The organism is Streptomyces sp. NPDC107522, from assembly GCF_055657525.1.
This window is the reverse complement of record NZ_JBVKAU010000029.1, coordinates 1-21,548: the sequence shown is the minus strand read 5'-3', so window position 1 is coordinate 21,548 and position 21,548 is coordinate 1. Positions and strand designations below refer to the sequence as shown.

At 68.9% G+C, this 21,548-nt stretch carries 18 protein-coding genes and 1 pseudogene; 10 read left to right on the top strand and 9 right to left on the bottom strand.

Features of this window, described 5'->3' with window-relative positions; all coding sequences use genetic code 11:
* Positions 1–266: 266 nt before the first annotated feature.
* A complete protein-coding gene (locus ACZ7L6_RS42050; protein ID WP_471933589.1) occupies positions 267–935 on the bottom strand; it encodes a TetR/AcrR family transcriptional regulator in 669 nt (222 codons plus the stop codon).
* A 134-nt stretch (positions 936–1,069) separates the two neighbouring features.
* Here ACZ7L6_RS42050 and ACZ7L6_RS42045 point away from each other — a divergent pair, with 134 nt between their 5' ends.
* A complete protein-coding gene (locus ACZ7L6_RS42045) occupies positions 1,070–3,880 on the top strand; it encodes a helix-turn-helix transcriptional regulator (protein WP_471933587.1) in 2,811 nt (936 codons plus the stop codon).
* Between the two features lie 282 nt (positions 3,881–4,162).
* On the opposite strand, the gene ACZ7L6_RS42040 is transcribed toward ACZ7L6_RS42045, so the two are convergent.
* Positions 4,163–5,341, bottom strand: coding sequence for a M48 family metallopeptidase (locus ACZ7L6_RS42040; protein WP_471933585.1), 1,179 nt, complete (start codon positions 5,339–5,341; stop codon positions 4,163–4,165).
* 469 nt (positions 5,342–5,810) lie between these two features.
* Here ACZ7L6_RS42040 and ACZ7L6_RS42035 point away from each other — a divergent pair, with 469 nt between their 5' ends.
* Entirely contained in the window at positions 5,811–6,542 is a 732-nt protein-coding gene (locus ACZ7L6_RS42035; RefSeq protein ID WP_471933583.1) for a DsbA family protein, read from the top strand.
* A 272-nt stretch (positions 6,543–6,814) separates the two neighbouring features.
* Here ACZ7L6_RS42035 and ACZ7L6_RS42030 read toward each other — a convergent pair whose 3' ends face one another.
* Together ACZ7L6_RS42030 and ACZ7L6_RS42025 are read right to left on the bottom strand one after the other, a co-directional pair.
* Complete coding sequence (locus tag ACZ7L6_RS42030) at positions 6,815–7,009, bottom strand: hypothetical protein (RefSeq protein WP_471933581.1); 195 nt, start codon at positions 7,007–7,009, stop codon at positions 6,815–6,817.
* Positions 7,010–7,162: 153 nt separating this feature from the next.
* Positions 7,163–7,663 carry a hypothetical protein gene (locus ACZ7L6_RS42025; RefSeq protein ID WP_471933579.1) on the bottom strand — a complete coding sequence of 167 codons (501 nt, stop codon included), beginning with the start codon at positions 7,661–7,663 and terminating at the stop codon, positions 7,163–7,165.
* Between the two features lie 1,217 nt (positions 7,664–8,880).
* Between ACZ7L6_RS42025 and ACZ7L6_RS42020 the strand changes: the two genes are divergently transcribed.
* Complete coding sequence (locus tag ACZ7L6_RS42020) at positions 8,881–10,596, top strand: RICIN domain-containing protein (protein WP_471933577.1); 1,716 nt, start codon at positions 8,881–8,883, stop codon at positions 10,594–10,596.
* Between the two features lie 641 nt (positions 10,597–11,237).
* Here the strand turns inward: ACZ7L6_RS42020 and ACZ7L6_RS42015 are convergent.
* Positions 11,238–11,537, bottom strand: a complete 300-nt coding sequence (locus ACZ7L6_RS42015) for a hypothetical protein (RefSeq protein WP_471933683.1) — start codon at positions 11,535–11,537, stop codon at positions 11,238–11,240.
* On the opposite strand from ACZ7L6_RS42015, the gene ACZ7L6_RS42010 reads away from it, so the two are divergent.
* On the top strand, positions 11,500–11,988 hold the full coding sequence (locus tag ACZ7L6_RS42010) for a GNAT family N-acetyltransferase (protein WP_471933575.1): 489 nt from the start codon (positions 11,500–11,502) through the stop codon (positions 11,986–11,988). The genes ACZ7L6_RS42015 and ACZ7L6_RS42010 overlap by 38 nt on opposite strands.
* 137 nt (positions 11,989–12,125) lie before the next feature.
* On the opposite strand, the pseudogene ACZ7L6_RS42005 reads toward ACZ7L6_RS42010, so the two are convergent.
* Positions 12,126–12,350: pseudogene (locus ACZ7L6_RS42005) on the bottom strand (hypothetical protein); the annotation flags it as partial.
* A 449-nt stretch (positions 12,351–12,799) separates the two neighbouring features.
* Here ACZ7L6_RS42005 and ACZ7L6_RS42000 point away from each other — a divergent pair.
* From ACZ7L6_RS42000 to ACZ7L6_RS41990, 3 genes are all read left to right on the top strand, one after another.
* Complete coding sequence (locus ACZ7L6_RS42000; RefSeq protein ID WP_471933573.1) at positions 12,800–14,215, top strand: DEAD/DEAH box helicase; 1,416 nt, start codon at positions 12,800–12,802, stop codon at positions 14,213–14,215.
* A gap of 209 nt (positions 14,216–14,424) precedes the next feature.
* Positions 14,425–14,667: a DUF5302 domain-containing protein gene (locus ACZ7L6_RS41995; RefSeq protein ID WP_053663526.1), complete on the top strand. Its 243-nt coding sequence runs from the start codon at positions 14,425–14,427 to the stop codon at positions 14,665–14,667.
* 388 nt (positions 14,668–15,055) lie between these two features.
* Positions 15,056–15,391 (top strand): hypothetical protein, encoded by a 336-nt coding sequence (locus ACZ7L6_RS41990; RefSeq protein WP_471933571.1) that lies wholly within the window; start codon positions 15,056–15,058, stop codon positions 15,389–15,391.
* On the opposite strand, the gene ACZ7L6_RS41985 is transcribed toward ACZ7L6_RS41990, so the two are convergent.
* Positions 15,378–17,063, bottom strand: coding sequence for a ribonuclease J (locus ACZ7L6_RS41985; RefSeq protein ID WP_471933569.1), 1,686 nt, complete (start codon positions 17,061–17,063; stop codon positions 15,378–15,380). The genes ACZ7L6_RS41990 and ACZ7L6_RS41985 overlap by 14 nt on opposite strands.
* 715 nt (positions 17,064–17,778) lie before the next feature.
* Here ACZ7L6_RS41985 and ACZ7L6_RS41980 point away from each other — a divergent pair.
* Both ACZ7L6_RS41980 and ACZ7L6_RS41975 read left to right on the top strand, forming a co-directional pair.
* Entirely contained in the window at positions 17,779–17,982 is a 204-nt protein-coding gene (locus tag ACZ7L6_RS41980; protein ID WP_014670069.1) for a cold-shock protein, read from the top strand.
* A 335-nt stretch (positions 17,983–18,317) separates the two neighbouring features.
* Positions 18,318–18,674 (top strand): WYL domain-containing protein, encoded by a 357-nt coding sequence (locus tag ACZ7L6_RS41975; protein ID WP_471933567.1) that lies wholly within the window; start codon positions 18,318–18,320, stop codon positions 18,672–18,674.
* A gap of 57 nt (positions 18,675–18,731) precedes the next feature.
* On the opposite strand, the gene ACZ7L6_RS41970 is transcribed toward ACZ7L6_RS41975, so the two are convergent.
* Positions 18,732–19,160 carry a hypothetical protein gene (locus tag ACZ7L6_RS41970; protein ID WP_471933565.1) on the bottom strand — a complete coding sequence of 143 codons (429 nt, stop codon included), beginning with the start codon at positions 19,158–19,160 and terminating at the stop codon, positions 18,732–18,734.
* 258 nt (positions 19,161–19,418) lie between these two features.
* Between ACZ7L6_RS41970 and ACZ7L6_RS41965 the strand changes: the two genes are divergently transcribed.
* Positions 19,419–20,303 carry an SCO6745 family protein gene (locus ACZ7L6_RS41965; RefSeq protein WP_471933563.1) on the top strand — a complete coding sequence of 295 codons (885 nt, stop codon included), beginning with the start codon at positions 19,419–19,421 and terminating at the stop codon, positions 20,301–20,303.
* A gap of 462 nt (positions 20,304–20,765) precedes the next feature.
* Here the strand turns inward: ACZ7L6_RS41965 and ACZ7L6_RS41960 are convergent, their stop codons facing one another.
* Positions 20,766–21,386 (bottom strand): Rv1733c family protein, encoded by a 621-nt coding sequence (locus ACZ7L6_RS41960; protein WP_471933561.1) that lies wholly within the window; start codon positions 21,384–21,386, stop codon positions 20,766–20,768.
* Positions 21,387–21,548 lie beyond the last annotated feature (162 nt).

The window sequence follows — 21,548 nt, the reverse complement described above, 5'->3', positions numbered from 1 at the left end:
TTCTTGCCTGGACAGGAATGCGTGACGGTCAATTCCTCAGGAGCGGACAGCGCATATCGAGGGGGTTCTCCCTCACCGATAATTGCCTCGCTTGGTTGACCGTAGAGTGACGTGCGGCCTTTTTGCTGTCAACCGTTTCGCGCCCGCAGTGAAAACGGGGAGATTGCCGTTCGAGTTGCTGACCAGCGTCGACTCGGCGGTGCTCGTCGCGCGGGCCGGTGCAACACCGGCGACTTCACCGATTCGTGGTGACGGCGTCTCCTGATTCAGCTGATGCTGCGCCGCGGATGCCCCCCGGGCGAGCGCCGTGCGGCGGTCACGGTGCGGGCAGCACCTGAAGCCAGCCCGGCGAAGAGCCTGTGCACCAGTGCGGTCCATGCCTTGCGGTCAGGGCCCTCGAAGTCCAGGGCGGTGAGTACGTCCAGCCCGAGGGACACACACAGCACCAGGCGGGCGCAAGCGGCGGCGTCGACCTCGGGCGCAAGTGAGCCGTCCCGTTGCGCGAGTTCGACCAGTTCCGTCAACCTGTCCTCCGCCCTGCGCAAGGCGGCGTGGACCCTTCGGGCGACCTCGTCGTCCCTCCGCGCGGCGGCGAGCGCCTCGCTGACCAGAGGCGCCCACGTGCGCCGACGGGGATCGGAGAGGTCGGTGGCGACCATCTCGAGCAGGTCGGTGGAGGCCGCTCCGCGGTCGAGCGCCTCGACCAACTTGCGTGCGGCAGCCGCCAGACCGCGGTCGACCGCCTCGGCAAGCAGGTCGGCCTTGTTCCTGAAGTTGCCGTAGATCGCACCGGTGGAGAGCCCGGCACGACGGGCTATGTCCTGCACCCGCGCTCGGTCGTAGCCCTGCTCACCGAACTCGTGAACGGCCGCCTCGATCAGCCGGTCACGGATCAGGGCACCGGACTGTTTTGCGAAAGAATCAGGCTCTGCCACGAACCAAGCCTAACCGTGCCGCCAGGATCCAACAGGCCCCCGCAGAACGGCACTTCGGGCGCTCCGGCTCTTGCGCTACCCGTCGAGAATAGCCATTATTCTCGACCTGAGGCGTCGAGCCGGGAGCGTGCGTCATGACGTACGGCACCGAGCAACCCCCCATCATCGGCAGACAGGCCGAGCGCCGACAGCTCGCGGCGGCGATCCACGCCTGCCGCACAAACGGCGGAGGCGCCCTGCTCCTCACCGGTGACCCCGGGATCGGCAAGACTGCAATGCTGCGGTACGCATCCCAACTGGCCCACGACTTCCGCACGATCAGGGCTGACGGAGTACCGGCCGAACAGAACCTGGTGTACGGAACGGTGCATCGGCTGATCAGGCCGCTGGCCTCCGACCTCCCTCAACTGCCGGCGCAATGCCGTGAAGTGCTTCAGCGGCTGCTGCTCGGGCCCGTGCCGCCGTCCGAGGAGCGCTCGCTCGTCGGCGGCGCCGTGCTGGCGCTGCTTGCGAGGGCCGGCCGCCGCTGTCCGGTGCTGGTCGTCGTGGACGATCTGCACCTGGTCGACGCCGAGTCCCGGTTCGCCCTAGGCTTCGTGGCCCGCCGGATCAGCACCGAGAGGGTCCTGATCCTGGCCGGGACGGAGAGCGATCGGTGCGCCGCCGGATCGGGAGTGCCCGTACTCCGGCTCGCGGGTCTGAGTGACCAGGACTGCCTGCGGCTCATCGCGCGCATCCGGTCCTCTCAGGTGGCACTCCCGGTGCGCGAGGTGCTCCTCCACGCAGCCGGCGGCAACCCCCTGATCCTGCTGGAGTTGTTGCGGACGCTCACCCCCACGGAGCTGAGCCGGCTGTCCCGGCTGCCGGACCCCCTGCCCCTGCCGTCTCGCCTGGCGGGCCGCCGGCTCGCCGAATTCCGCCGGCTTCCCGACGACTGCCGGCGGCTGCTGTTGCTGCTGGCCGCGGAACCGGGCCTGGACCCCCTGACATTCGCCCGTGCCGCCCAGCGGACGGACATCGACCCGTCGGCCCTGAAACCGGCCGAGACCGCCGGCCTGCTCACCACCTCCAAGACCCTGATCTCCTTACGGCACGACGACCTCGGCCGCGCCATCTGGCAGGCAGCGGACCTCGCCGACCGGCACTGGGCACACGCCACGCTGGCGCAAGTGCTCGCCGACACGCACGACGACCGTCGTTACTGGCACGAGGCCGCCCTGCTGTCGGAGCCCGACGCCGACCTGGCCGACGAACTGGACCGTCAGGCCGCATACGCCCGTCGGCACGGCAATCCGGCGCACGCAGCGGCGCTCATGGAACGCTCCGCCCAGCTCACGCACGAGGACGGCCGCCGCGCCAGCCGCCTGGTCGCCGCGGCCGACTTCAGCAAACGCGCCGGACGGCCGCGGCGGGCGGCCCGGCTGCTGGAACAGGCCGAGACCCTGGTCGGCACGGATCAGCCGTCCTTACGGGGGCACATCGCCTACCTGAAAGGCATGATCGCCCTCCACCACGCCGCGGCACCGGACGCCTACGACGCTCTCCTGACCGCCGCCGACCTGCTGGCCGGTGACAACCCGTCGCTGGCCGTCAAGGCGCTGGTGTCAGCGGGGGAGGCGGGCCTGTACGCGGGAAACGCAGCCTTACCCGTGCAGGCCGGCCGGCGCGCCTCGGCGGTGCTCAACGGCTCGGCGCGGAAGGAACAGCACGCGGGCCGACTGGCCGTCGACGTTCTGCTGGCGGTCGCCGACGCGCTGCAAGGTCAGCCGGAGGCCGCGGTGCCCCGGTTGCGCGAGCGCCTCGATACGGCCGGGCAGATGGACGATCCCCTGCTGCTCGCCTGGGCGTCGCACGGTGCGCTGTTCATCGCCGACGACGCCCGCGCGCGTGCGCTGGCCACCCGCGCGGTGGAGTTGGCGCGCACGGCAGGTGACGCACCGATGACGGTGCACGCGCTGCAGTACCTCGCGTATCCGGAGTGCTGGCTGAGCGGACCGGACACCGCGGCGCTCACCGCCACCGAGGCGCTGCGGCTCGCCCGCGAAACGGGACACCTCACCTGTCTCCGCAATCTGATGGGGATTCTGATGCTCGCAGCCGGTATCACCGGAGACGCCGGGGCCTGCGGGCAGTACGAGGACCGCGTCGTCGGCGAAGCACAGGCGCACGGCCTGGGCCTCGCTTCTGCCCTGGGCCTGTGGGGCCTGGCCCACCTCGATCTCGCCTCCGGAAACTGGGCCGCGGCGGCTGCCAGACTGCGCCGGCTCGTCCGTACGCGGCTCGGACATCCCGGTGTCGCGATCGAGGCCGTGCCCAGCTACGTGGAGGCCGCCGTCCGCGCCGGGGACCGGCGACGGGCGGAGGGCGCCGCGGCGGCTTTCGCCCCATGGGCGGAGGCGGTCGGCCGGGGATGGCCGACCGCGCTGGCGGCCCGCTGCCGCGCCCTGCTGGAAACCGGCGACACCGAGCAACACTTCCGGCGCGCTCTGCGTCTGCACCCGATCGGCGATCGCGAACTGGAACTGGCCCGCACCAGCCTGCTCTACGGCGAGTACCTCAACCGCGAGCGCCGACGGGCGGACGCCCGCGCCCAGCTGCGAGAGGCGGCCGACATCTTTCGCCGACACGGCGCGCGGCTGTGGCTCGACCGGGCCCGGGCCGAGCTGCGTGCCACCGGGGGCGACTGGGACCCTGCGGAGGACGGGGCTCCCGCTGAGGATGGGGGCCCCGCTTTGGAAGCCCGCTGCCAAGGCCTGACCTCCCGTCAGCGCCAGATCGTCCGGCTGGTCGCCCAAGGCGCGACCAACAAGGAGGTGGCAGCCCGGCTGTTCCTGAGCCCACGCACCGTCGACTATCACCTGCGTCGCATCTTCGAGCGCCTGGGGATCACCTCGCGTACCGACCTGATCCGCCGCTGCGCCGCCGAAACCGGTTCCGACAGGTGAACACCAGGCACGCCCGGTGGCGTTCGCCACGGCCCGACGGGTGCCTCCAGGGGTGGGCCGAGGTGCCCCCACACCGGGCACTGGCCGATCTCTCAGGTCAGCCCCCATGGGGAAGCCACCGGAAACGACGGCGTTTCCTCCCGACGCACCGGCCCAGCAGCTCATGAACTGCTGCCAGCCCGCCCCATCAGCCCGCCCACGGCACGTCAGCGAGCTGCTGACCTGTCGGCCATGACCGGCTTCCTGCAATCCTGCGTCGACCGAGGGGCCGGGCCGAGGGCCCTAACCGCCGAAGCCGTCCCGGATGATCTTTCGGGCCACCGTGCTGCGCGCGTCGGTGAGTTCTGCGGTGATGCGGCGTTCGCGGTCGCCGTCCACCACCACGGCCGCAGGCGCGAGCGCGCCAGCGAGCAGGCACTCCCGTCGCAGATGAGTCGGCGGATGGGTCGAGTCGACGCTGTGCCCCCTCAGGGCGCCGACACGCCGCTGACGCTCGTACTCGTACTCCGGGACCGAATCCATGTGGGCGGCGAGGTGTCCCCACAGCTCGTCGCCCCGGTCCTCGCCCTGCCCGGTGCCGCGCCGTGCGGCCCCGGGCTTGTTGGCCTCGCGCCGCAGGGTGTTGACGGCCGAGTCCGCGACGAGGAGCCGGTCCATGAGCCCCACCGCGGCGTCGGTGGAGCCGGCACGGGCGGCCACGGAGTCGGCGAGATACTCGGCGCGCTGAGCGGCGCGCAGCGTCAGCTGGTCCAGCAGCATCAGCATGCCCTGGAGCAGCGAGTACGGCACGATGCAGGCCAGGTTGACGACCATCTCGATGGGAGACGGATTCGCGATCGGGGTGAAGTAGTAGCGCCAGGTGCTCAGCGAACGGTACGCGGTAGCAACGACCAGCCCGTGACGGGTGTCCCCGTTGCTGTAATGGCCGAGCTCATGGCCCAGCAGCGCGATCCGCTGCTGCGGCGCGAGGATCTCCCACAGGGGCAGCCCCAGCGTCAGCAGACGACGACCGCGCAGGCCGTAGGTCGTAACGGCCGCATTGACCTCCGCGTCAACAGCGATCACGTCCACACCACGGGTGCCGGCCACGCGGGCGACCTCGTCGATCAGCGCGAACAGCTCAGGCGCCTCGGCACGGTGCAGAAGTGGCCCGTCCTTGGGCAGCCCAGGCAGCCGCGGCCGGAGCGGCCACGCAAGCGCCAGGAGGAACAGGCCCAGCACCATCCCGGCACCGCCCCATCCGCTCACGACCCACCAGATCCCACCCGCCACCAAGGCCAGGGTCACGCCATGAACGCCAAGCGCAATCGCGTAGGCGAAGAGCGCGGGGGCGTCCCGCCCTGGGCTCAGCGTCCCACCGGTGGTCACCTCAGCGAGCAGCTTCTCACCGTGCCGGCGGGCCAGGCTGCGCCGCGCCCTCTCCAGCCGTCCCTGCTTCTCCTCCGGCCTTGCCGGATCCACGTTCCAGTCACATACGGCGCACCAAGCGATGAATCGGCTGTCCGCACGGATCTCGGCCCCGCACTCCGGGCACGGCTGAGTTGCTTCTTCTGTGGCGCTGCGCATCGGCGCGCTCTTCCCTTCCCCACAGCCTCCGAGAGGCTGCCTGTTCATGACAGGCCGAAGCTGATCACGTAGGCGCGCCCGCGTAAAGCCTTGGGGCCTGTCGGAGCCTCGGAGTGGTGAATCGAGAGGGTGCACCACGTGGGGGATGTGACGTTCGCCGAGCAGGCGTCGGAGATCCGTGCCGGGCACACGGGCCTGCCACAGTCACGGGGCGGCGCCGGCCGCCAAGGCCGGTGGGAGGCGCCCACCTGGGGAGACTGCGCCGGCACAGCACCTGCGGGCGGGCGTGGTGGTGGGTTCTTGCTGGTGCGGTTTTCGCACTGATGATCTAAGGTCACGCTGTTCTCAGTGGAGGGGATGACGCATGGTGCGTGGGGGCCGGTGGGCTGTGCTGTGCGCGGCCGCGGTGCTGTTGATGGCGGGGTGCGGGCAGCGGGCGGCGGAGCACGAGGCTGACTTCGCGAGCGTTGAGGAACTGCCGGAAAGGCTCGGCGCGGATGGCATCACCATCTCGGTCGGCGATCCCGGCGCGCCGGTGAAGGTGCACTTGTATGAGGACCCCCGGTGTCCGTACTGCGAGGAGTTCGAGACAACCGGCGGCGGTCCGCAACTGCGGCAGGCGCTGCTCGACCGCTGGGCCAAAGCCGAGTACACCCTCGCCTCCTTCCTGGACGACCGGGTCGGCGGCAGCGGTTCGAAGAAGGCGGTCAACGCGCTGCGCGCCGCGCTGGAGGAAGGCAAGTTCGCGGAGTACCACGAGGTGCTGTACGCCAACCAGCCCGAGGAGAGCGTCGACGGCTACACCGACGCCTACTTGCTTCAATTGGCCGGCAAAGTGGAAGGCCTGCGCAGCGCGAAGTTCGACGCGGCCGTGAGATCCATGAAGTACCGCGCTTTCGTCACCGCCTCCGAGAAGACCTACGAGAAAGCCGGGGGAGTGAAGGAACCCGAAGGCCCCGGTACGCCCACCGCGGTGATCAACGACAAGCGGATCCCGCTGCAGTACAACGCCGTCCTCCTGGAGGGCGACACTTTCGCCGAACTGCTGCAGAAGATCTATGACCAGCCGGCGGAGTGGGAGGACACCGCTCTGTGACCGTCGCGCAATGCGCCGCCGGCTCGAGCGGCTCGGCAAGGCAGCGGCGCTGCTGCGGCCCTCGGCCTTGTGGCTGCGCAGGTTTCTGAGAGAGTCGTCTCGGCGTCACTTCGGATGTTGTTCTATGGCGAGCATCAAGATGAACGTCGGTGGCCTCTTGGTGTCGGAAGCTGGGCTGTCTCGCTCTCCGTCCACCGCGTCCGGGCCTGACGTTCACTGCCACTCAGCCGACGACCGCTACGAGTCGCCCGCTACGAGAAGACCGCCACGGCCTACCGCGCGGCCTCCTCATTGCGGGCATCTTCCTCGTGTCTGCCCGTTGAAAGCACGGTCAGCAGCTCACAGGTGAAGGCATTCTCCTTGCGGATCGAACAGATGAGTCCGTGCTCGCGAGCCGGCGCAGCGGCGTACTCGGACACCTCCTCAGCCTTGCTGTAGGACACCTCCTCAGCCTTGCTGTAGGACATGAGCAGGTACACGATCGGGCCCGATGCCTCCTCGATGACCGCCGGTGGCGCCCAGACGACACCGGGGTCGACGTCGTCGGGTATCGCGACGAGCGCTGTGTGTGGGGCCGCGGTGGCGTCGGAAGTCCGGGTGCCGGCCTCGAGCCCGGCTGCTCAGGCAGGGGTGATCGTCAGGTTGCCGTTGGTGTGAACCAGGCGTACACCCTGGTCGGTCGTGCATTCCACAGGGTTGTGAGGGCCGACGGTCTGGAACAGAGTGCTCTGTCCGACGAAGTCGCCTGCCACCACTGTGCCGACCTCTGTGGTGACGATGGTGCCGCCCACGATCGTGGCGGTCCGGCTGTAGCTGATCCTGCTGAATCCGTGGGTGCCGGCGTTCCAGTCGATGGTGAACTCGCCAGTAGCCGGAGTCAGGAGGTCGGCGCAGGAACGAACCGCGTGGAACTGTGCGCCGTACGAACCTGCCGTGATCCCCTGACCGCTGGTGTCTGTGCACGGCGCGAGATTGCCGTCCACCGTGACATGAACCGTCTGCCGCGCGACCTGCAGGCCGGGACTGTAGCGGACATCCGTCGACGAGCCACAGGAGAGGCTGCCGACGGCGGCCGCTGCCGATGGTGCCGGAAGGAGGAGGATGCCGACGAGTCCGGCCACTGTGGCAGCGGCTGTGAGTATGAGCCTGCATCTGGAGATCGCTGGGACCATGGGAATCCCTCGTAGCTGGAAGGCTGACTGAGTCCGGTGAAGGATGGAGCGTGGCTCGCGCCCTGTCGCAGAGACGAGGCAGGGCTGTTGGTGTTTGGACGGGCGAAGCCCACCACCGAGGCGGGGCCGGCGGTGGCTTCCGCGACTACGGAAATGCACGACCCGCGCCGAGGCATAGGCTCCACACCCAACCGTCAGGGGTGCGGTATCGCGGGCGCCAGGGCATTTCATGGGGCGCTCGCAGCAGTCGGACGGCGCCTTCCATCACCCGCACGCCGTGGACAGCGACGGCCGCCCGCCGCTGCGGGGCACCTTGTGGACGCCCTGGGCGACCCGGCGCGGGCGACGGCTACCCGCGCGCGGCAATGACGATTACGGCGATGATCGTGACGCCCAGTCCGATGTGACCGCCTCTGATATCCGTGCTGGACCTGCTGCCGCCTGCCATCCGGGTCTCCCGCCACTAAACGGCGGGGCCTGCCTCCGGAGCGTTGGGTGTGTTCGGCGTGGCGGCTGCGGCTGCTGCCTGGGCGCCGGGACCGTGAACAGGCGGCGGGCTGTCAGAGCCGCCGACGTAGCTGGTGGCGGTGGTTTCGGATCCGAGGACAACTGCGACGATCGCGCCGAGGACTGTCCGTCGTCTGGTGAGTAGTAACAAACCTGCGACTTCTCTTTGGGGACAAGCGTGCGAACGATCCCATCAGGTCGAAGTCGCAAGGCCTGTGGCCGAGATCATGGTCTAGGTGACGGCAGAAAGAGATGGGCCAGCAGGAAGCCTTTCTGCTTCGCATGCTGCATTCGATGGGAGTCCAAGGAGACACTCGCCGAGTGAGGCCCCGAGGCTGTCTGGGAGTTGGACCGGCGTGCCATCACCCGGGGTTGCGACACGGCAGTCCACCGACCCGGACTCGCCGGGCTGGATCGACGCCTCCTGCATCCTCGTGTACGGGCTGATTCCGGAGGTCAATCAGGGCGCCATCGTCCACGCCCCGCGGGCCGCTCAAACCGGGCGCAGCAAGCCGACGAGCGGGGCGAGCCGCAAATCCCGGGCCCTGTGCGTCAACCGGCTCGCCCATGCTGCGAGGACAGAGACCGAGAAAACCGACACGCGCGCCGACATCAAGGCCGCGCACCCAGGCGCTAGTTGTGGTTATAGCCTGCACGCTGTGAAACAAGCGTTCGAGCGCATACGGCGCCTTCTACTTCCCACAGTCGGGGCGACCCTGACCGCGACCCTGCTGCTGCCCGTGCAGTCCGCTCAGGCGGCTCCCGCACTGGACTCCTTCTCCGCCGATTTCACGCTGACCCGCGTGGACGGAGACAAGTCCGGCCTCATCTCCTCCGCCGAATCGGCCGGCGTCGCCAGGGCGTCCGTCACCGACGTACTGGGCTCCCGTACCGGCCGCCCGTCCCTGTGTCACGGCACCGGGCTGAACGGCACCCTGAAGTACGACGGTTTCTGCTGGGACGACGCCGACGACCGGACCGGCTACACGGACAAGGACAGCTCCGGCACGAAGATCGGCGGCTGGATGCCGCAAGGCTTCTCCGGTTCGCACGACGCGACTGCCGACGGCCTGTACGCCGGTCGGCACCTGTACGCCGCGTCCTGGTACTACGGGACGTACGTCCAGGGCGATTCCCAGAGCCCATATGAGGAGTACACCCGCGTCTCCATCGCTCAGTCGACTGGTGATCAGGTGTCGTACGGCCATGTGGCGCTCGTGGAGCCCGTCAACGGCAACTTCAAGGTACCGGCCCACCGCTCGCACGCGGACGGCATCGCCTGGTACGGCGACCGGCTGTTCGTGGCCAACGGCGTCGAACTGCAGGTGTACGACCTCAGGCACCTGTGGAGAATGAGCGACACCAGCGCCTCCGCCACCGGCCTGAGCGGCGGCCGGACCTCGGCGCGCTACCACCGCTGGGCCCTGCCGCTGGTGGCGCGCTACACCACCAAGCCGGACGTCAACCCCGACGAAACCAACGGCCACCCGTTCCCCAACGACAACCCTCGCAGCTGCGGCCCCACCAACGGAGTTCTGTGCCTGAGCAGCCTGAGCATCGACCGGTCGACGTCCACGCCGTCCCTGGTCTCGGTGGAGAACCGGTCGGGGGCCGGGGCCCGGATCGTCCGCTGGCCGCTGTCCCAGCTCGGTTCGAGCCTGCCGACCCGCGTGGCTTCGCACACCGAGGGCTACACCACGCCCGTGTACAACGTGCAGGGCACGGCCACCGACGGGGAGAACTTCTACATGAGTGGCGACTGCCCCGGCTCATGGCCGTCAGGCTTCTCCTGCATCCACGTGGCCAGTGAGGGCAACGCCCCCCATGTACTCACCCAGGCGCCGTATCTGACGCAAGGCCTGTCCTGGGACCGGAACGCCCGGCGACTGTGGGGACTGAACGAGGCACTGGAGGACTCCGCCGGCCCGCACCGCGTGGTGTTCTCCATCGTCCCCGACGCCGGTAAGGCGGTCGACGGCTGGGGGTGGATGTCCAACTTCAACAAACCGGGCTTCGTCTGCGCCACACCCCAGGGCGACGGCACTGCCAACGGCACCGTCGTCACGGTGTGGCACTGCACCGGGGCCGAGAGCCAGCGTTGGGCATACGTCAACGGCCGCCTGGTCAACAAGGCGAGTGGAAAGTGCCTGACCCCGCAGGGCGACGCCGAGGGTACTGACGGAGCCGTGCTGACCCTGTGGACCTGCAACAGCTCGGCGAGCTCTCAGCTGTTCGGGCCGGACGGCGCCACGATCACCAACCGGCTCGGCAAAGCCGTCACGCCCAAGGGCAATTCGCTGGCCGACGGCACCTGGCTGACCCTGTGGACGAACAACCGTGCGGGCGTCCAGGAGTGGAGCGTCAAGGGCTTCTAACAAGGTGCACGGTGGGCCGTGGCTCGGTGGTGGGTAGCTGTTGAACTGCGCATGATGGGGACTGGGGCGCGTGAGTTGATCGTGGCGGAGTACCGGGTCACCGGGATGTCGCCGACGGTGATCGCTGAACTCATCGCTGAAGTAGGGCCGTTGTGGCACGAACGGCACCCGGCACGCTTGACGGCTTGGCCGCGGCGGCGGGCTGTAGGAGCCGGGGCGAAGCACAAGTTCGTCTTCGTCGACCGGCTGCTGACCACGCTGGTGAGTCTGCGCCGTGGCACCACCCATGGCAGGTTGTAGAGACCGCCCGTGGGCGTCCAGGCCAGTCCAAGATGAGCGCGTAATGCCAGGTCAGGGCATCCTGGTCTGGGGGAGTCGACGCAGTCGGTGATAGGCGTGTGAGAGCGGCGTGCGACGAGAAGCCCCGCGGGCGCGGGCTGGCGGGGTTTCCGAACAGGTGGGTTACAACGCCGGCTCGGGCGCCGTTGCACTGGGTTGTCCTCTTGGGAGCCACCCGAAGCAAGGAGACAGCGACGGCACGCGTTATACGGCCGATGCGCAACACACGACCCAGGGACTTGGTGCGATCAACCCGGACACATCCGTTTTCTGACGCAAAGTCCGGAGTCTCCTGATGCGGCTCACGAGGCCGGCCTGAAGTCGTCCTGCACAGGCTGGCCCTCGCTGCGGCAGGCCCAGGGGAAGCAGCGGTTGACCACCCCGTTCTCTGGCTCCTCCGCAGCGGTTCGGGCGTCCCAGTTGCTGTCGGCGGCGGTCGGTGCGGCGGCAATGGCTTGGTCGATCGGCGCCAGGGCAGGCGGTTCCCCGGGAGCGGTGCCGGAATCCTGCCCGAGCAGCCGACCCGCCGCACGGCGGCACTCTCCGGTGCGAAATACTCTCCCGATGAGTTCACGCACTTCCCCGATCAGCCAGCCGGTCATGATACGGAGGGCCGTCGCGCGGGATGCCAAACGGCTCACGCGGCTCGTGCGTGGCTCACGCGCCTACGAGGGTAAGTACGCAGCCGCAGTCGCGGGCTACAGGGTGGGTCCTGATTACATCGAGGCCCACCGTACCTTTGTGGCCGTCGGCGCCGACGAGCACGGAGACCGGGTCCTCGGGTTCTACTCGCTCGTCCTCGCTCCACCGGAGCTCGACCTGCTGTTCGTCGCCGACGAAGCGCAAGGACGGGGTATTGGACGGCTGCTCGTCGCGCACATGCAGTCCGAGGCCCGTGCCGCCGGGCTCGACCGTGTCAAGGTTGTGTCGCATCTTCCCGCCGAGGACTTCTACCACCGCGCCGGTGCAGTGCGGATCGGGACCGCGTTTGCGAACCCGCCGGCCGTGCCGTGGGACCGTCCCGAATTCGAGTTTCGCGTTTCTGCGGAATGATGCGGTGTGCCGGTTGGCGAGGCACCGGCTTCGCTACGTGGTGGCCGGCTTGCAGGAGCCGCTGGACGCCGCGCGCTCCGTGTGTGTGGTCTCCTCTACCCTGGCGCCGTGAGCGCCTGCGCCAGCAGTCTGCCACCCAAGGCCCGGACGTCCCGGGCAAGGGCCTGGGCGGGATCTTCATAGAGATCTGCCAGGCGGTGAGCGAGAGAGCAGCGGTGAAGCGGGTCGTCCGTGACACCGACCGCGGACCACAGGGTCAGAAGCTTCTGGCGGGCAGAAGCGATGTCACCGGCTCGGCCTTCGGTGCCCGCTTGGCTTATGGCTTCCATGGTCGGGTCGGGGCTGGCGGGTGCGGTGGTCATGGGTGTTCCTCGTCGTCTTTGCTGCGCACCATGCATAAGTCCAAGATCTAGCGTTTGGGATCTTCCGCAGGCCGAAGCGTTGACCGCCGCGTCCGGGTCAGCAAATGGTCAGCGCGGGGCCGGACGGCGTCCGGCTTGCTGAGCTGCACCCGCAGCAGGGGCCTGCTGCCCCGCCCGGCGCCCCGCTCGTAAGGCTCGATGCGTGGCTCGACAACCCGCTCGTGGAGTGCGGCCGTTCTTCAAGTGGAACGGTTGTTCCAGGCCGACCCGCCGCCAGCCCCGTACACAGGGGCGATTGGTATCAGCGGCGCGAGGTTATGCCGTGTGTTAACATCGCGCGTTTGCGTGGTCGTCGCGGTGGGCGATTCTGTCTGTTCTGTTCGGCTTGTGCATGGGCTGTTCAAACCTGCCGGGCCTTCCTCGGTAAGTTCCCTTGCGGAAGGCTGTTTATGAAGCATCCCAATGACTCCGGCATCGCTGAGGGCAGTCCCGCCCAGCCTGGGGCAACGACCCCGGCGCTGCTCCCGGCCGTCACCTTCGCCGGTCTGGAACTGCCGAAGGAGGTGCTGCGGACACTGAGTGAACTCGGGGTGCGCGAACCCTTTCCGATCCAGGCCGCCACACTGCCCGATGCCCTGGAGGGGCGCGACATCCTGGGACGCGGGCGCACCGGATCAGGCAAGACGCTCGCATTCGGCCTGCCGCTGCTCGCACGGACGGCCGGGCGGCGCGCGGAACCGAAGCAGCCCCTTGCTCTGATCCTGGTGCCTACCCGGGAGCTGGCCCAACAGGTCACCCAGGCGCTGGCGCCGTACGCCGAGGCACTGCGGCTGCGGATCGCCACGGTCGTCGGCGGAACGTCGATCGGCCGGCAGGTCGCCGCGCTGCGTCAGGGAGCCGAGGTGGTCGTCGCCACCCCCGGACGCCTGCACGACCTGATCGAGCGCAACGCCTGCCGCCTGGGACGGGTGAGAATCACCGTGCTGGACGAGGCCGACCAGATGTGCGACTTGGGATTCCTGCCGCAGGTTGCCGACGTGCTCGACCAGGTGCACCCCGACGGTCAGCGGATGCTTTTCTCGGCCACTCTCGATCGCGACGTCGATCAACTGGTCCGCCGCTACCTCCACGACCCCGTCGTCCACTCGGTCGACCCGGCCGCGGGCACCGTCACGACGATGGAGCACCACGTTCTGGTCGTCCACGGCCCTGACCGCTACGCCGTCATCACGGAAATCGCCGCCCGCGACGGCCGCGTACTGCTGTTCCTCGACACCAAGCACGCCGTCGACCAGCTCACCCGGCATCTGCGGGCCAGCGGGGTGCACGCCGGGGCCCTGCACAGCGGCAAGTCCCAGCCCCAGCGCACACGGACCCTGGCGCAGTTCAAGAACGGCCAGATCACCGTTCTGGTGGCGACCAATGTCGCGGCCCGTGGCCTGCACGTCGACGACCTCGATCTCGTGGTCAACGTCGACCCGCCCACCGATGCCAAGGACTATGTGCACCGGGCGGGCCGCACCGCCCGCGCCGGTGAGTCCGGCAGCGTGGTCACGCTCGTGCCGGCGGGCCGGCGCCGCGAGACGAGCCGCATGATGGCCGGGGCCGGCATCGAGCCGACCGTCACCAAGGTGCGCTCGGGCGAGGCGGAGCTGAGCCGGATCACCGGCGCCAAGACTCCCTCCGGGATCCCGCTCGACGGCGAGCCCGCCGTCCCCCGACCCAAGAACACCAACGCTCCCTTCCGCGGCCTCGGCACCAGCAAGGGCACCTCCCGCGGCGCCGGCGGCAAGTCCCGAAAGGCGGGCGAGGCACGCAAGCTCGCCGAGGCCCGCAGGGCCGCCCTCGTGCGTCGCAACGGCTGAGAGCCGTTGCCCTGGCAGCCTGGCCACGGGATCGACAACCCTCGGCCCCGGCCCGAAGCCGTCCTGTGTGCCTCACCTACGAGGTCAACGCCTTTGGCCGCGAGAGGGATGCCCGCCGAAACGGAGCAGGATGATGTTGCCGGCGCCTCGCACTGGCCCCGGCATGACAAGCTGTGCTTGCCCACCCCCCCCGAACCCAGGAGGTCACCATGACCGCAGAGCCCGTATCTACGGAAGGTTCGGAGCCGGCTGCCCCGGAGACGTCCCCTCTGGAGCCGGACAGCGACGGCAACTACGACCTCAAGCGGAAGTTCCGCGAAGCCCTGGCGCGCAAGCGCGGTGCGCAGGCGGATGCCGCTGATGTTGCCGCCAAGTCCGATGCGTCGAAGGTGCGTTCGGCGCACGGCCCGGCTGCGAGCCAGCGGTCGTTCAGGCGCAAGAGCGGCGGCTGAATCGATGAGTCCCGCGATCTGACCGCTTCACCGGCACCCGCGCTGTCCACTCGCGCGTCCCGTGCAGTGGCCCGCGACGTGCGCATGCCCATGCGCGCGTTGCGGGCGGGGCGTAGCCGGGGACTCGCCTGGGGGAATGGCCCAGATGCGGTGGGCTCGGTCGGTGGCGCGCCGAACTGGAATTCCGGGATGAGGGCACTTCCTTGTCCGAGGGCACGCGGCCGGTGTTGCGCGCCTTGCGTGCCGCTGTACCGCTGTACTGCTGTGAAAATCGACTGCGGTTGTCCGGGGTGACGGTAGGCATCCGCGTGGCAAGGACATTCGTTCCCCGTCCTGCTGCGGGCTGAACGACGCACAGACGGTCGTGTTCCGGGCAGCGGTCGCCGTCGTGCCCAGCCACGACGTGCAGGTGCCGACCTGCCCCGAGTGGACGCTGTCCGATCTTGTGCAACATCTGAGCGGGGTGCACCGCCGCCATGTCACCTGTTCCTCCCGCGGCTTCGGCCGCGAGTTTGCGCAGGCGGCCCTGGAGCGCGGCGACAGGGCCGTCGTCCGCAACACCGACTCCCTCGCGGACCTGCCGGCCGCCCGCGGCGAGGCGATCCGCCTCGTCGAGCCCGGCGCTTCGCCACCGTCCGGTCCGGGCGTGCCCGACCTCGATGCTCGCCGGGCCGCCACCGGAACCGCGGACCGTGCTACCGGGCCGCGGCTCAGGCGTCGATGATGACGGGGATGATGAGCGGCTTGCGACGGTGGGTGCGGAACGCCCAGTTCGCCACGGCGCGGGCGAGGAGCTGTTCGAGTTGGCGCGCGTCCCCGACGCCTTCCTCGGCCGCGGTGGCCAGGGTCTTCTCGATGACGGGGACGACCGGCTCGAAGGTGGCGTCGTCGTGGACGAAGCCCCGGGCCAGGAAGTCGGGGGCCTCGGCGAGGGCGCCGGTGTCTGCGTCGACGATCGCCACCACCGTGACCACGCCTTCGGCGGCGAGGGTGAGGCGGTCCTTGAGCGACGCTTCCGTGGCGCCGCCGACTTCCATGCCGTCCACGTAGACGTTGCCGGCGGGGACCTTGCCGGTGATGGACGCCCGCCCGTCGACCAGGTCGACGACGACGCCGTCCTCGGCGATGACGACCCGTTCGGGGTCGACACCGGTACGGATGGCGAGGTCGCCGTTGGCCCGCAGATGGCGCCACTCGCCGTGTACGGGCATGACGTTGCGCGGCTTGACGATGTTGTAGCAGTAGACGAGTTCGCCGGCGCTGGCGTGCCCGGAGACGTGCACCTTGGCGTTGCCCTTGTGGACCACGTGGGCACCCCACCGCGTGAGTCCGTTGATCACCCGGTAGATGGCGTTCTCGTTGCCGGGGATCAGGGAGCTGGCGAGCAGGACGGTGTCGCCCTTGCCGATGCGGATCATGTGGTCACGGTTGGCCATCCGGGACAGCGCGGCCATCGGTTCGCCCTGGGAGCCGGTGCACACCAGAGTGACCTTGTGGTCCGGGAGCTTCTCCAGCTCCTTCGTGCTCACCACCAGACCGGACGGGACCTTCAGATACCCCAGGTCACGAGCGATGCCCATGTTGCGGACCATCGACCGGCCGACGAAGGCGACCTTGCGGCCGTGCTGGTGGGCGGCGTCCAGGACCTGCTGGATGCGGTGCACGTGGCTGGCGAAGCTGGAGACGATGACCCGGCGCGGCGCGGTGCGCATCACCTGCTCGATCGCCGGGTTCAGCTCTCGCTCGGAGGTGGTGAAGCCTGGTACTTCGGCGTTGGTGGAGTCGGTGAGGAACAGGTCCACGCCCTCCTCGCCGAGGCGGGCGAAGGCGCGCAGATCGGTGATGCGGTCGTCGAGAGGGAACTGGTCCATCTTGAAGTCGCCGGTGTGCAGCACCATCCCGGCCCGGGTGCGGATCGCGACCGCGAGGCTGTCGGGGATGGAGTGGTTGACCGCCACGAACTCGCAGTCGAAGGGCCCGAAGCCGCGCCGGTCGCCCTCCCGCACCCGCACCGTGCGCGGCCGGATGCCGTGTTCCTTGAGCTTGGCCTCCAGGAACGCCAGCGTCAGCTTGGAGCCGACCAGGGGAATGTCGGACCGCTCGCGCAGCAGGTACGGCACGCCGCCGATGTGGTCCTCGTGGCCGTGGGTGAGTACCACGGCCACGATGTCGTCCAGCCGGTCCCGGATCGAGGTGAAGTCCGGCAGGATCACGTCCACGCCGGGCTGGGTCTCCTCGGGGAACAGCACGCCGCAGTCGACGATGAGCAACTTGCCCGCGTGCTCGAAGACGGTCATGTTGCGGCCGATCTCACCCAGGCCGCCCAGGGCGATGACCCGCAGCCCTCCTTCGGGAAGGGGCGGGGCGGCTTTCAGCTCGGGGTGCGGATGACTCATACCCTGACGGTACCCGGAGAGCGGGACAGGTGATCCATTGCCTGTGCGATCTCCTTTTCCCGACGGAGCGGGGCACCCCCAGCGTGCCTCGGCACGATCGGATCACGCCGGCGACCGGGAACAGGGAGGTGAAAGCGGTACCACCTTCCGTGGCCGAACCGTTCGCCCGGTGCTGGAGAAGATCTCGTGCACCCTGTCGTGTTGTCCGGCGTTCGTTGCCTCCCGGCGGGCCTCGGCACTGGTCCACTCGCAGTAGTCGAGACTCGGGTGTCCTCGGCGCTCAGGAGCAAGCGGGCTGAGAGGGCCCTGAGGCAGCTTCCTTCGCCGGGCAGACAGAGTCCGGCCCGTGGAGCGACTACCGCTTCTCGCAGGCGGTCCAGTGGAGCCCGAGGACGCTGATGCCCGCGTTGCGGAGACGTCCGGCCGCCTCCAGCCAGTGCGGTGATGGCGGTGTCCCCGAAGCGCTCGCCGCCCCCGCCGGCCATGCAGGAAGCCGATGGGGTGCTCCATCGAACTCGGCCCGGATGCTGGCGCGTTTTCGCTGGCGGCTTCCGTCATGCCGTTATAGCGTTGTGATCAGCAGTCGTGGTTCCGAAGTTCCGTTCGCCCGTGATCGCCTCACGGGCGTTCTTGCTGTTCAGCGCCTCTCCGGACCAGGGCGATCACCTCCCGGTCGCGCACGGTGCGTGTCCGGTTTCCCTCAAAGGAGACAGTCATGGCCAAGGGCACAGTGAAGTGGTTCAACAGCGAGAAGGGCTTCGGCTTCATCGAGCAGGAGGGCGGCGGCCCCGACGTCTTCGCCCACTACTCCAACATCGCCAGCCAGGGCTACCGCGAGCTGCAGGAGGGCCAGAAGGTCGAGTTCGACGTCACGCAGGGCCAGAAGGGCCCGCAGGCTGAGAACATCCGCCCCGCCTGATCGCGCCCCGGTAAGGGGGGCCCGGCATCCCGGCTTCGGGACGCCGGGCCCTTACCGTCTGCCGCAGTGGTCAGCGGGCCAGAGCCGATCGATGTCTCGCGTGTCCCAACGAGCCATTGGCAGGAAAAGTGCGCGGAACTGCCGGTACGACGGCGCCGGCGCCAGGCAGGTGACGGGGCGGTGTCGGACGGAGGCGGACTGCGGCGGTTCTCACTGGGCTGGATGAGAAGCAACGTGCGGAGCTCAACGCATCGGTCGAAAGCCAGCGCGCGCTCTCCAAGATCGCCGCTGCACAGCCACGTCGAGTTCATGAGCTCCTGCCTCTCACCGACGTAGTGCACGTGGACAGCCGCCCCTGGCGTCAGGCACAAGCTTTCGGCACGACTCCGGCTTCGCTGATCGGCGCAGTGCGGCGAGGTCGTCGGCTACGGATCGAGTACGACAGCCCACACGAGTCAGGCCCACGCGACCTGGTCGTGGATCCCTGCGGGCTGTTCGCCAAGGCCGGCATCTGGTACTTCGTCGCCGACAGTGCCCGAGTGCCACGGATGTACCGACTCGAACGGATCACGACGTGGAAAGAAGCCGACCAGCCACGACGGATCCGCGATAGCCAGACGAGCGCAACGGATCTTTGGGCCTACGGCTCGTCCGGGACGACCATGCAGAATCCGCCACCGGCCACAAGGTAACGATCCGCTTCCTACATCTGGAGGACGTGCGAGCACTACTGCCGTTCGGGAGCGCCATCACTGTGCACGGCCCCACCGAAGGCAGGGCTCACCTTCGCGACCTCGCCAGCCATCTTGCCCACCACTATGCGCCGTCACCAACGTCCTGATCCGCGACAAAGCTAGTTGCGAAGATCCTCCACCGACTTGGAAGAAGGTGTATGTGAGGGCGACGGTCTTGCCGAGTTGTTCGATTGCGATGTAGCCGTTGACGAGGACTCCGTGGTACCTGGCGTCCATGCGTACAGCGGACGAGTTCGGGCCGCCGAAGCGGATCGGCCGCAGAGCAAACTTGATCGTTTGCCCGTCAGATGTGAGGCTGATGGGGTCACACGATTCCAGAGCATGCTTGGCCAGCGCGTAGTCGGCGTGGAGCGCGGCGGATGGCTCGGCCGTCAGCGCTTCAGAGACGAAAACCCCTCCGTCCCGGCTCACGAACCTGGCCACGGCCCGAGGATTGTGAGAGCGCCCACCGCAGCCGTCTCCGTTCAGCAGCCGCGCCAGGGGCTGGCAGCCCTCGAACCGGTTGCCAAGATGTGGCCTGTCCGGCGGTTGACCTTTGTGGCGGTACTCCAGTCGGCGCACGCTTGCTTGACCGCATTCAGGTTGCCCATCTCTCACCTGAATCGAGCCATCGGTATCTCGATGCGCGCGACACAGCCCTCGATCGTGGCGTAAAAGGTTGCCATGTCAATGCCAATGCCAATGTCGACGCCGACCCGGCCTAACGTCGCTCGGGATCTCTGGCGGCTGCTTGAGCCGATCCACGCCGTCGTCTACTTCGCCCCCGAGCCGCTGGAAGAGTTCAGGACAGCGGGCTACCGCGGTTTTTGGATGGGCTACTTCGCCGGACGGGCTGCTCCCCTGGGCAGCGTAGGCGCCGACGTCGTGCACGCGCTGTTCTACAACTTCGCCTACACGCGGGTAAGCCGCGCGCTGCCGGCGGCCTGGGACTTTGCTCCCCCGCACGAGGCCCTGGGAGCGCGCACACGAGGATCCGTTCGTGCGCTCCGCCGGGCACTCGGCCCGGCAGCCGACGGCGCAGAGGTAGCACGGGCCGCAGAGCTCGCCACTCGTGCTGCTCAATCGGCGCCCCTCGAAGGCCGAGCTCTCTTCGCCGCCAACCGCTCCCTGCCGGTACCTGATGAGCCCCTTGCCCGACTGTGGCATGCCGCGACGCTTCTGCGTGAACACCGCGGTGACGGTCACATCGCGGCTCTGGTCGCGGCGGGGATCGCCGGCCGCGAGTCGCATGTCCTCCACGCGACCTCGAGCGGCATCCCGCGCGATGTCTACACGTCTGCACGCGACTTCGACGAAGCGGAGTGGACATCGAGACGTGACGCCTTGACAGAAAGAGGGCTCCTCGAGGACGGCCAGCTGTCCCGACGTGGACAACAGCTCAGGGCCCAGATCGAGGAACGAACCGACCAGCTGGCCGCCACCGCCTATGGCGCGCTCAGCGACAGCGAGACGGACGAACTCGTCCGGCTCCTGCGCCCCCTGACTCGTGCCGTGGTACGCGAGGGCGACATTCCCCTGGACAACCCCATGGGGCTCAACCTGCGCGAGTCGGAACAGCCGAACTGAGGCAGGGCGTGCCCGCAACGAGCCAGCCGTGAACGGGCGGACGTGCACGGCGAGGGGGTTGGTTCCACCTGCGCCAGTTGCTCGGCATCCCGACGGAGCCCAACCCGGGGAAGGGCCTTCGCGCCGCTGTCGACCGAGTCAACGCCCGACCGCGCCGCACCGACGACCAGTAGCTACTGGCCCCCTTGCCCGCGCAAAAGCGCGGGCAAGGGGCGACTTCGTCGTGTCTGCGGCTGGGTTCTGTCGGCGAGTTCAGCGGATCTCCGCCGGGGGAGGGGAGGCGCTGGTCGACGCTCCCAGCCCTGGCGCGACACCCATCACGGCCAACCCCCCTGATCCACTTTCGACACGGCCTGGTCGACGGGATGTTCGTCGAGCCAGTCCGACAGGTCGTGGGCGGAGCCGAGGAGCCAGGCGTTTGGAGAACCAGCAGCGCAGCGAGGCCGCTTGGTGGGTCGGGGCCTATGGCGATGTGGTCCAGCGGGGTGCTGTTTCGGCCCAGGCGGTGTCCCATGCGGCGAGGTTGCGATGCTGGATGATGCGGCTGGCGGTGCCGTACGCGGCGGCGGCTGTGGCGTGGACGCCGGGGGCGGCGATGATGGCTGAGCCCAGGGCGCGGCTGCGGATCTGGCTGGGGGGCAGAGGCGGGTCGGTGATCTTTCCGTCGGTGTCGGCCCAGACGCGGATGGTGCTGCCCTTGGGCAGGGCGGGCGGGACGTCGGTGGTGGCGGTGCGGGTGTTCCCGTTGGGGTCGGTGAAGCGGACCTTGGTCGGGTAGCGGGTCTTCTTGGCTTCGGCGGAGCCGGGTTCGGGGTGGCGCCGGGCGTCCTCGAGGAGGGTGGCGGTGGTGTGGTGGCGGGTTTCGGCCTGGTGCTGGGCGGTGTGGGTGTAGTGGCGGTGGGCGGCGTCGCCGACCAGGAACATGGCGAGGGGAGTGGCTGCCAGCGCGGCCAGGATCAGGCCGAGGCCGGTCCATGCCTGGAGCAGGTCGCTGCGGCGGCGCAGGGGGTTGCGCCGCACGCGCCAGAGCATGACCCGGCGGAGTTCCTGCGGAGGTGGCGGTGGGGGTGTGCGGCCGGGCATGTGCCCTCCTTTCGGCGGTGAGCGCAGCGGATGAGGGATGCCGAGGAGACCGGTGTCGAGGGCGCGGCCTAGGTGTGCTGTCCGGGGACGTTGGTGACGGGCGACACGCCTTGAGTGGTTCTTGAACGAGGCGAGGGCCTCTGGTTTCGGTGTGGATTGCGA

Bases quoted from the DNA above. Each gene is read 5' to 3' on its own strand.
- ACZ7L6_RS42045 (WP_471933587.1), top strand. From the start codon at position 1,070: ATGACGTACGGCACCGAGCAACCCCCCATCATCGGCAGACAGGCCGAG.
- ACZ7L6_RS42035 (WP_471933583.1), top strand. From the start codon at position 5,811: ATGGTGCGTGGGGGCCGGTGGGCTGTGCTGTGCGCGGCCGCGGTGCTG.
- ACZ7L6_RS42030 (WP_471933581.1), bottom strand. From the start codon at position 7,009: ATGTCCTACAGCAAGGCTGAGGAGGTGTCCTACAGCAAGGCTGAGGAG.
- ACZ7L6_RS42010 (WP_471933575.1), top strand. From the start codon at position 11,500: ATGAGTTCACGCACTTCCCCGATCAGCCAGCCGGTCATGATACGGAGG.
- ACZ7L6_RS42015 (WP_471933683.1), bottom strand. From the start codon at position 11,537: ATGACCGGCTGGCTGATCGGGGAAGTGCGTGAACTCATCGGGAGAGTA.
- ACZ7L6_RS42000 (WP_471933573.1), top strand. From the start codon at position 12,800: ATGAAGCATCCCAATGACTCCGGCATCGCTGAGGGCAGTCCCGCCCAG.
- ACZ7L6_RS41995 (WP_053663526.1), top strand. From the start codon at position 14,425: ATGACCGCAGAGCCCGTATCTACGGAAGGTTCGGAGCCGGCTGCCCCG.
- ACZ7L6_RS41985 (WP_471933569.1), bottom strand. From the start codon at position 17,063: ATGAGTCATCCGCACCCCGAGCTGAAAGCCGCCCCGCCCCTTCCCGAA.
- ACZ7L6_RS41980 (WP_014670069.1), top strand. From the start codon at position 17,779: ATGGCCAAGGGCACAGTGAAGTGGTTCAACAGCGAGAAGGGCTTCGGC.
- ACZ7L6_RS41965 (WP_471933563.1), top strand. From the start codon at position 19,419: ATGTCGACGCCGACCCGGCCTAACGTCGCTCGGGATCTCTGGCGGCTG.
- ACZ7L6_RS41960 (WP_471933561.1), bottom strand. From the start codon at position 21,386: ATGCCCGGCCGCACACCCCCACCGCCACCTCCGCAGGAACTCCGCCGG.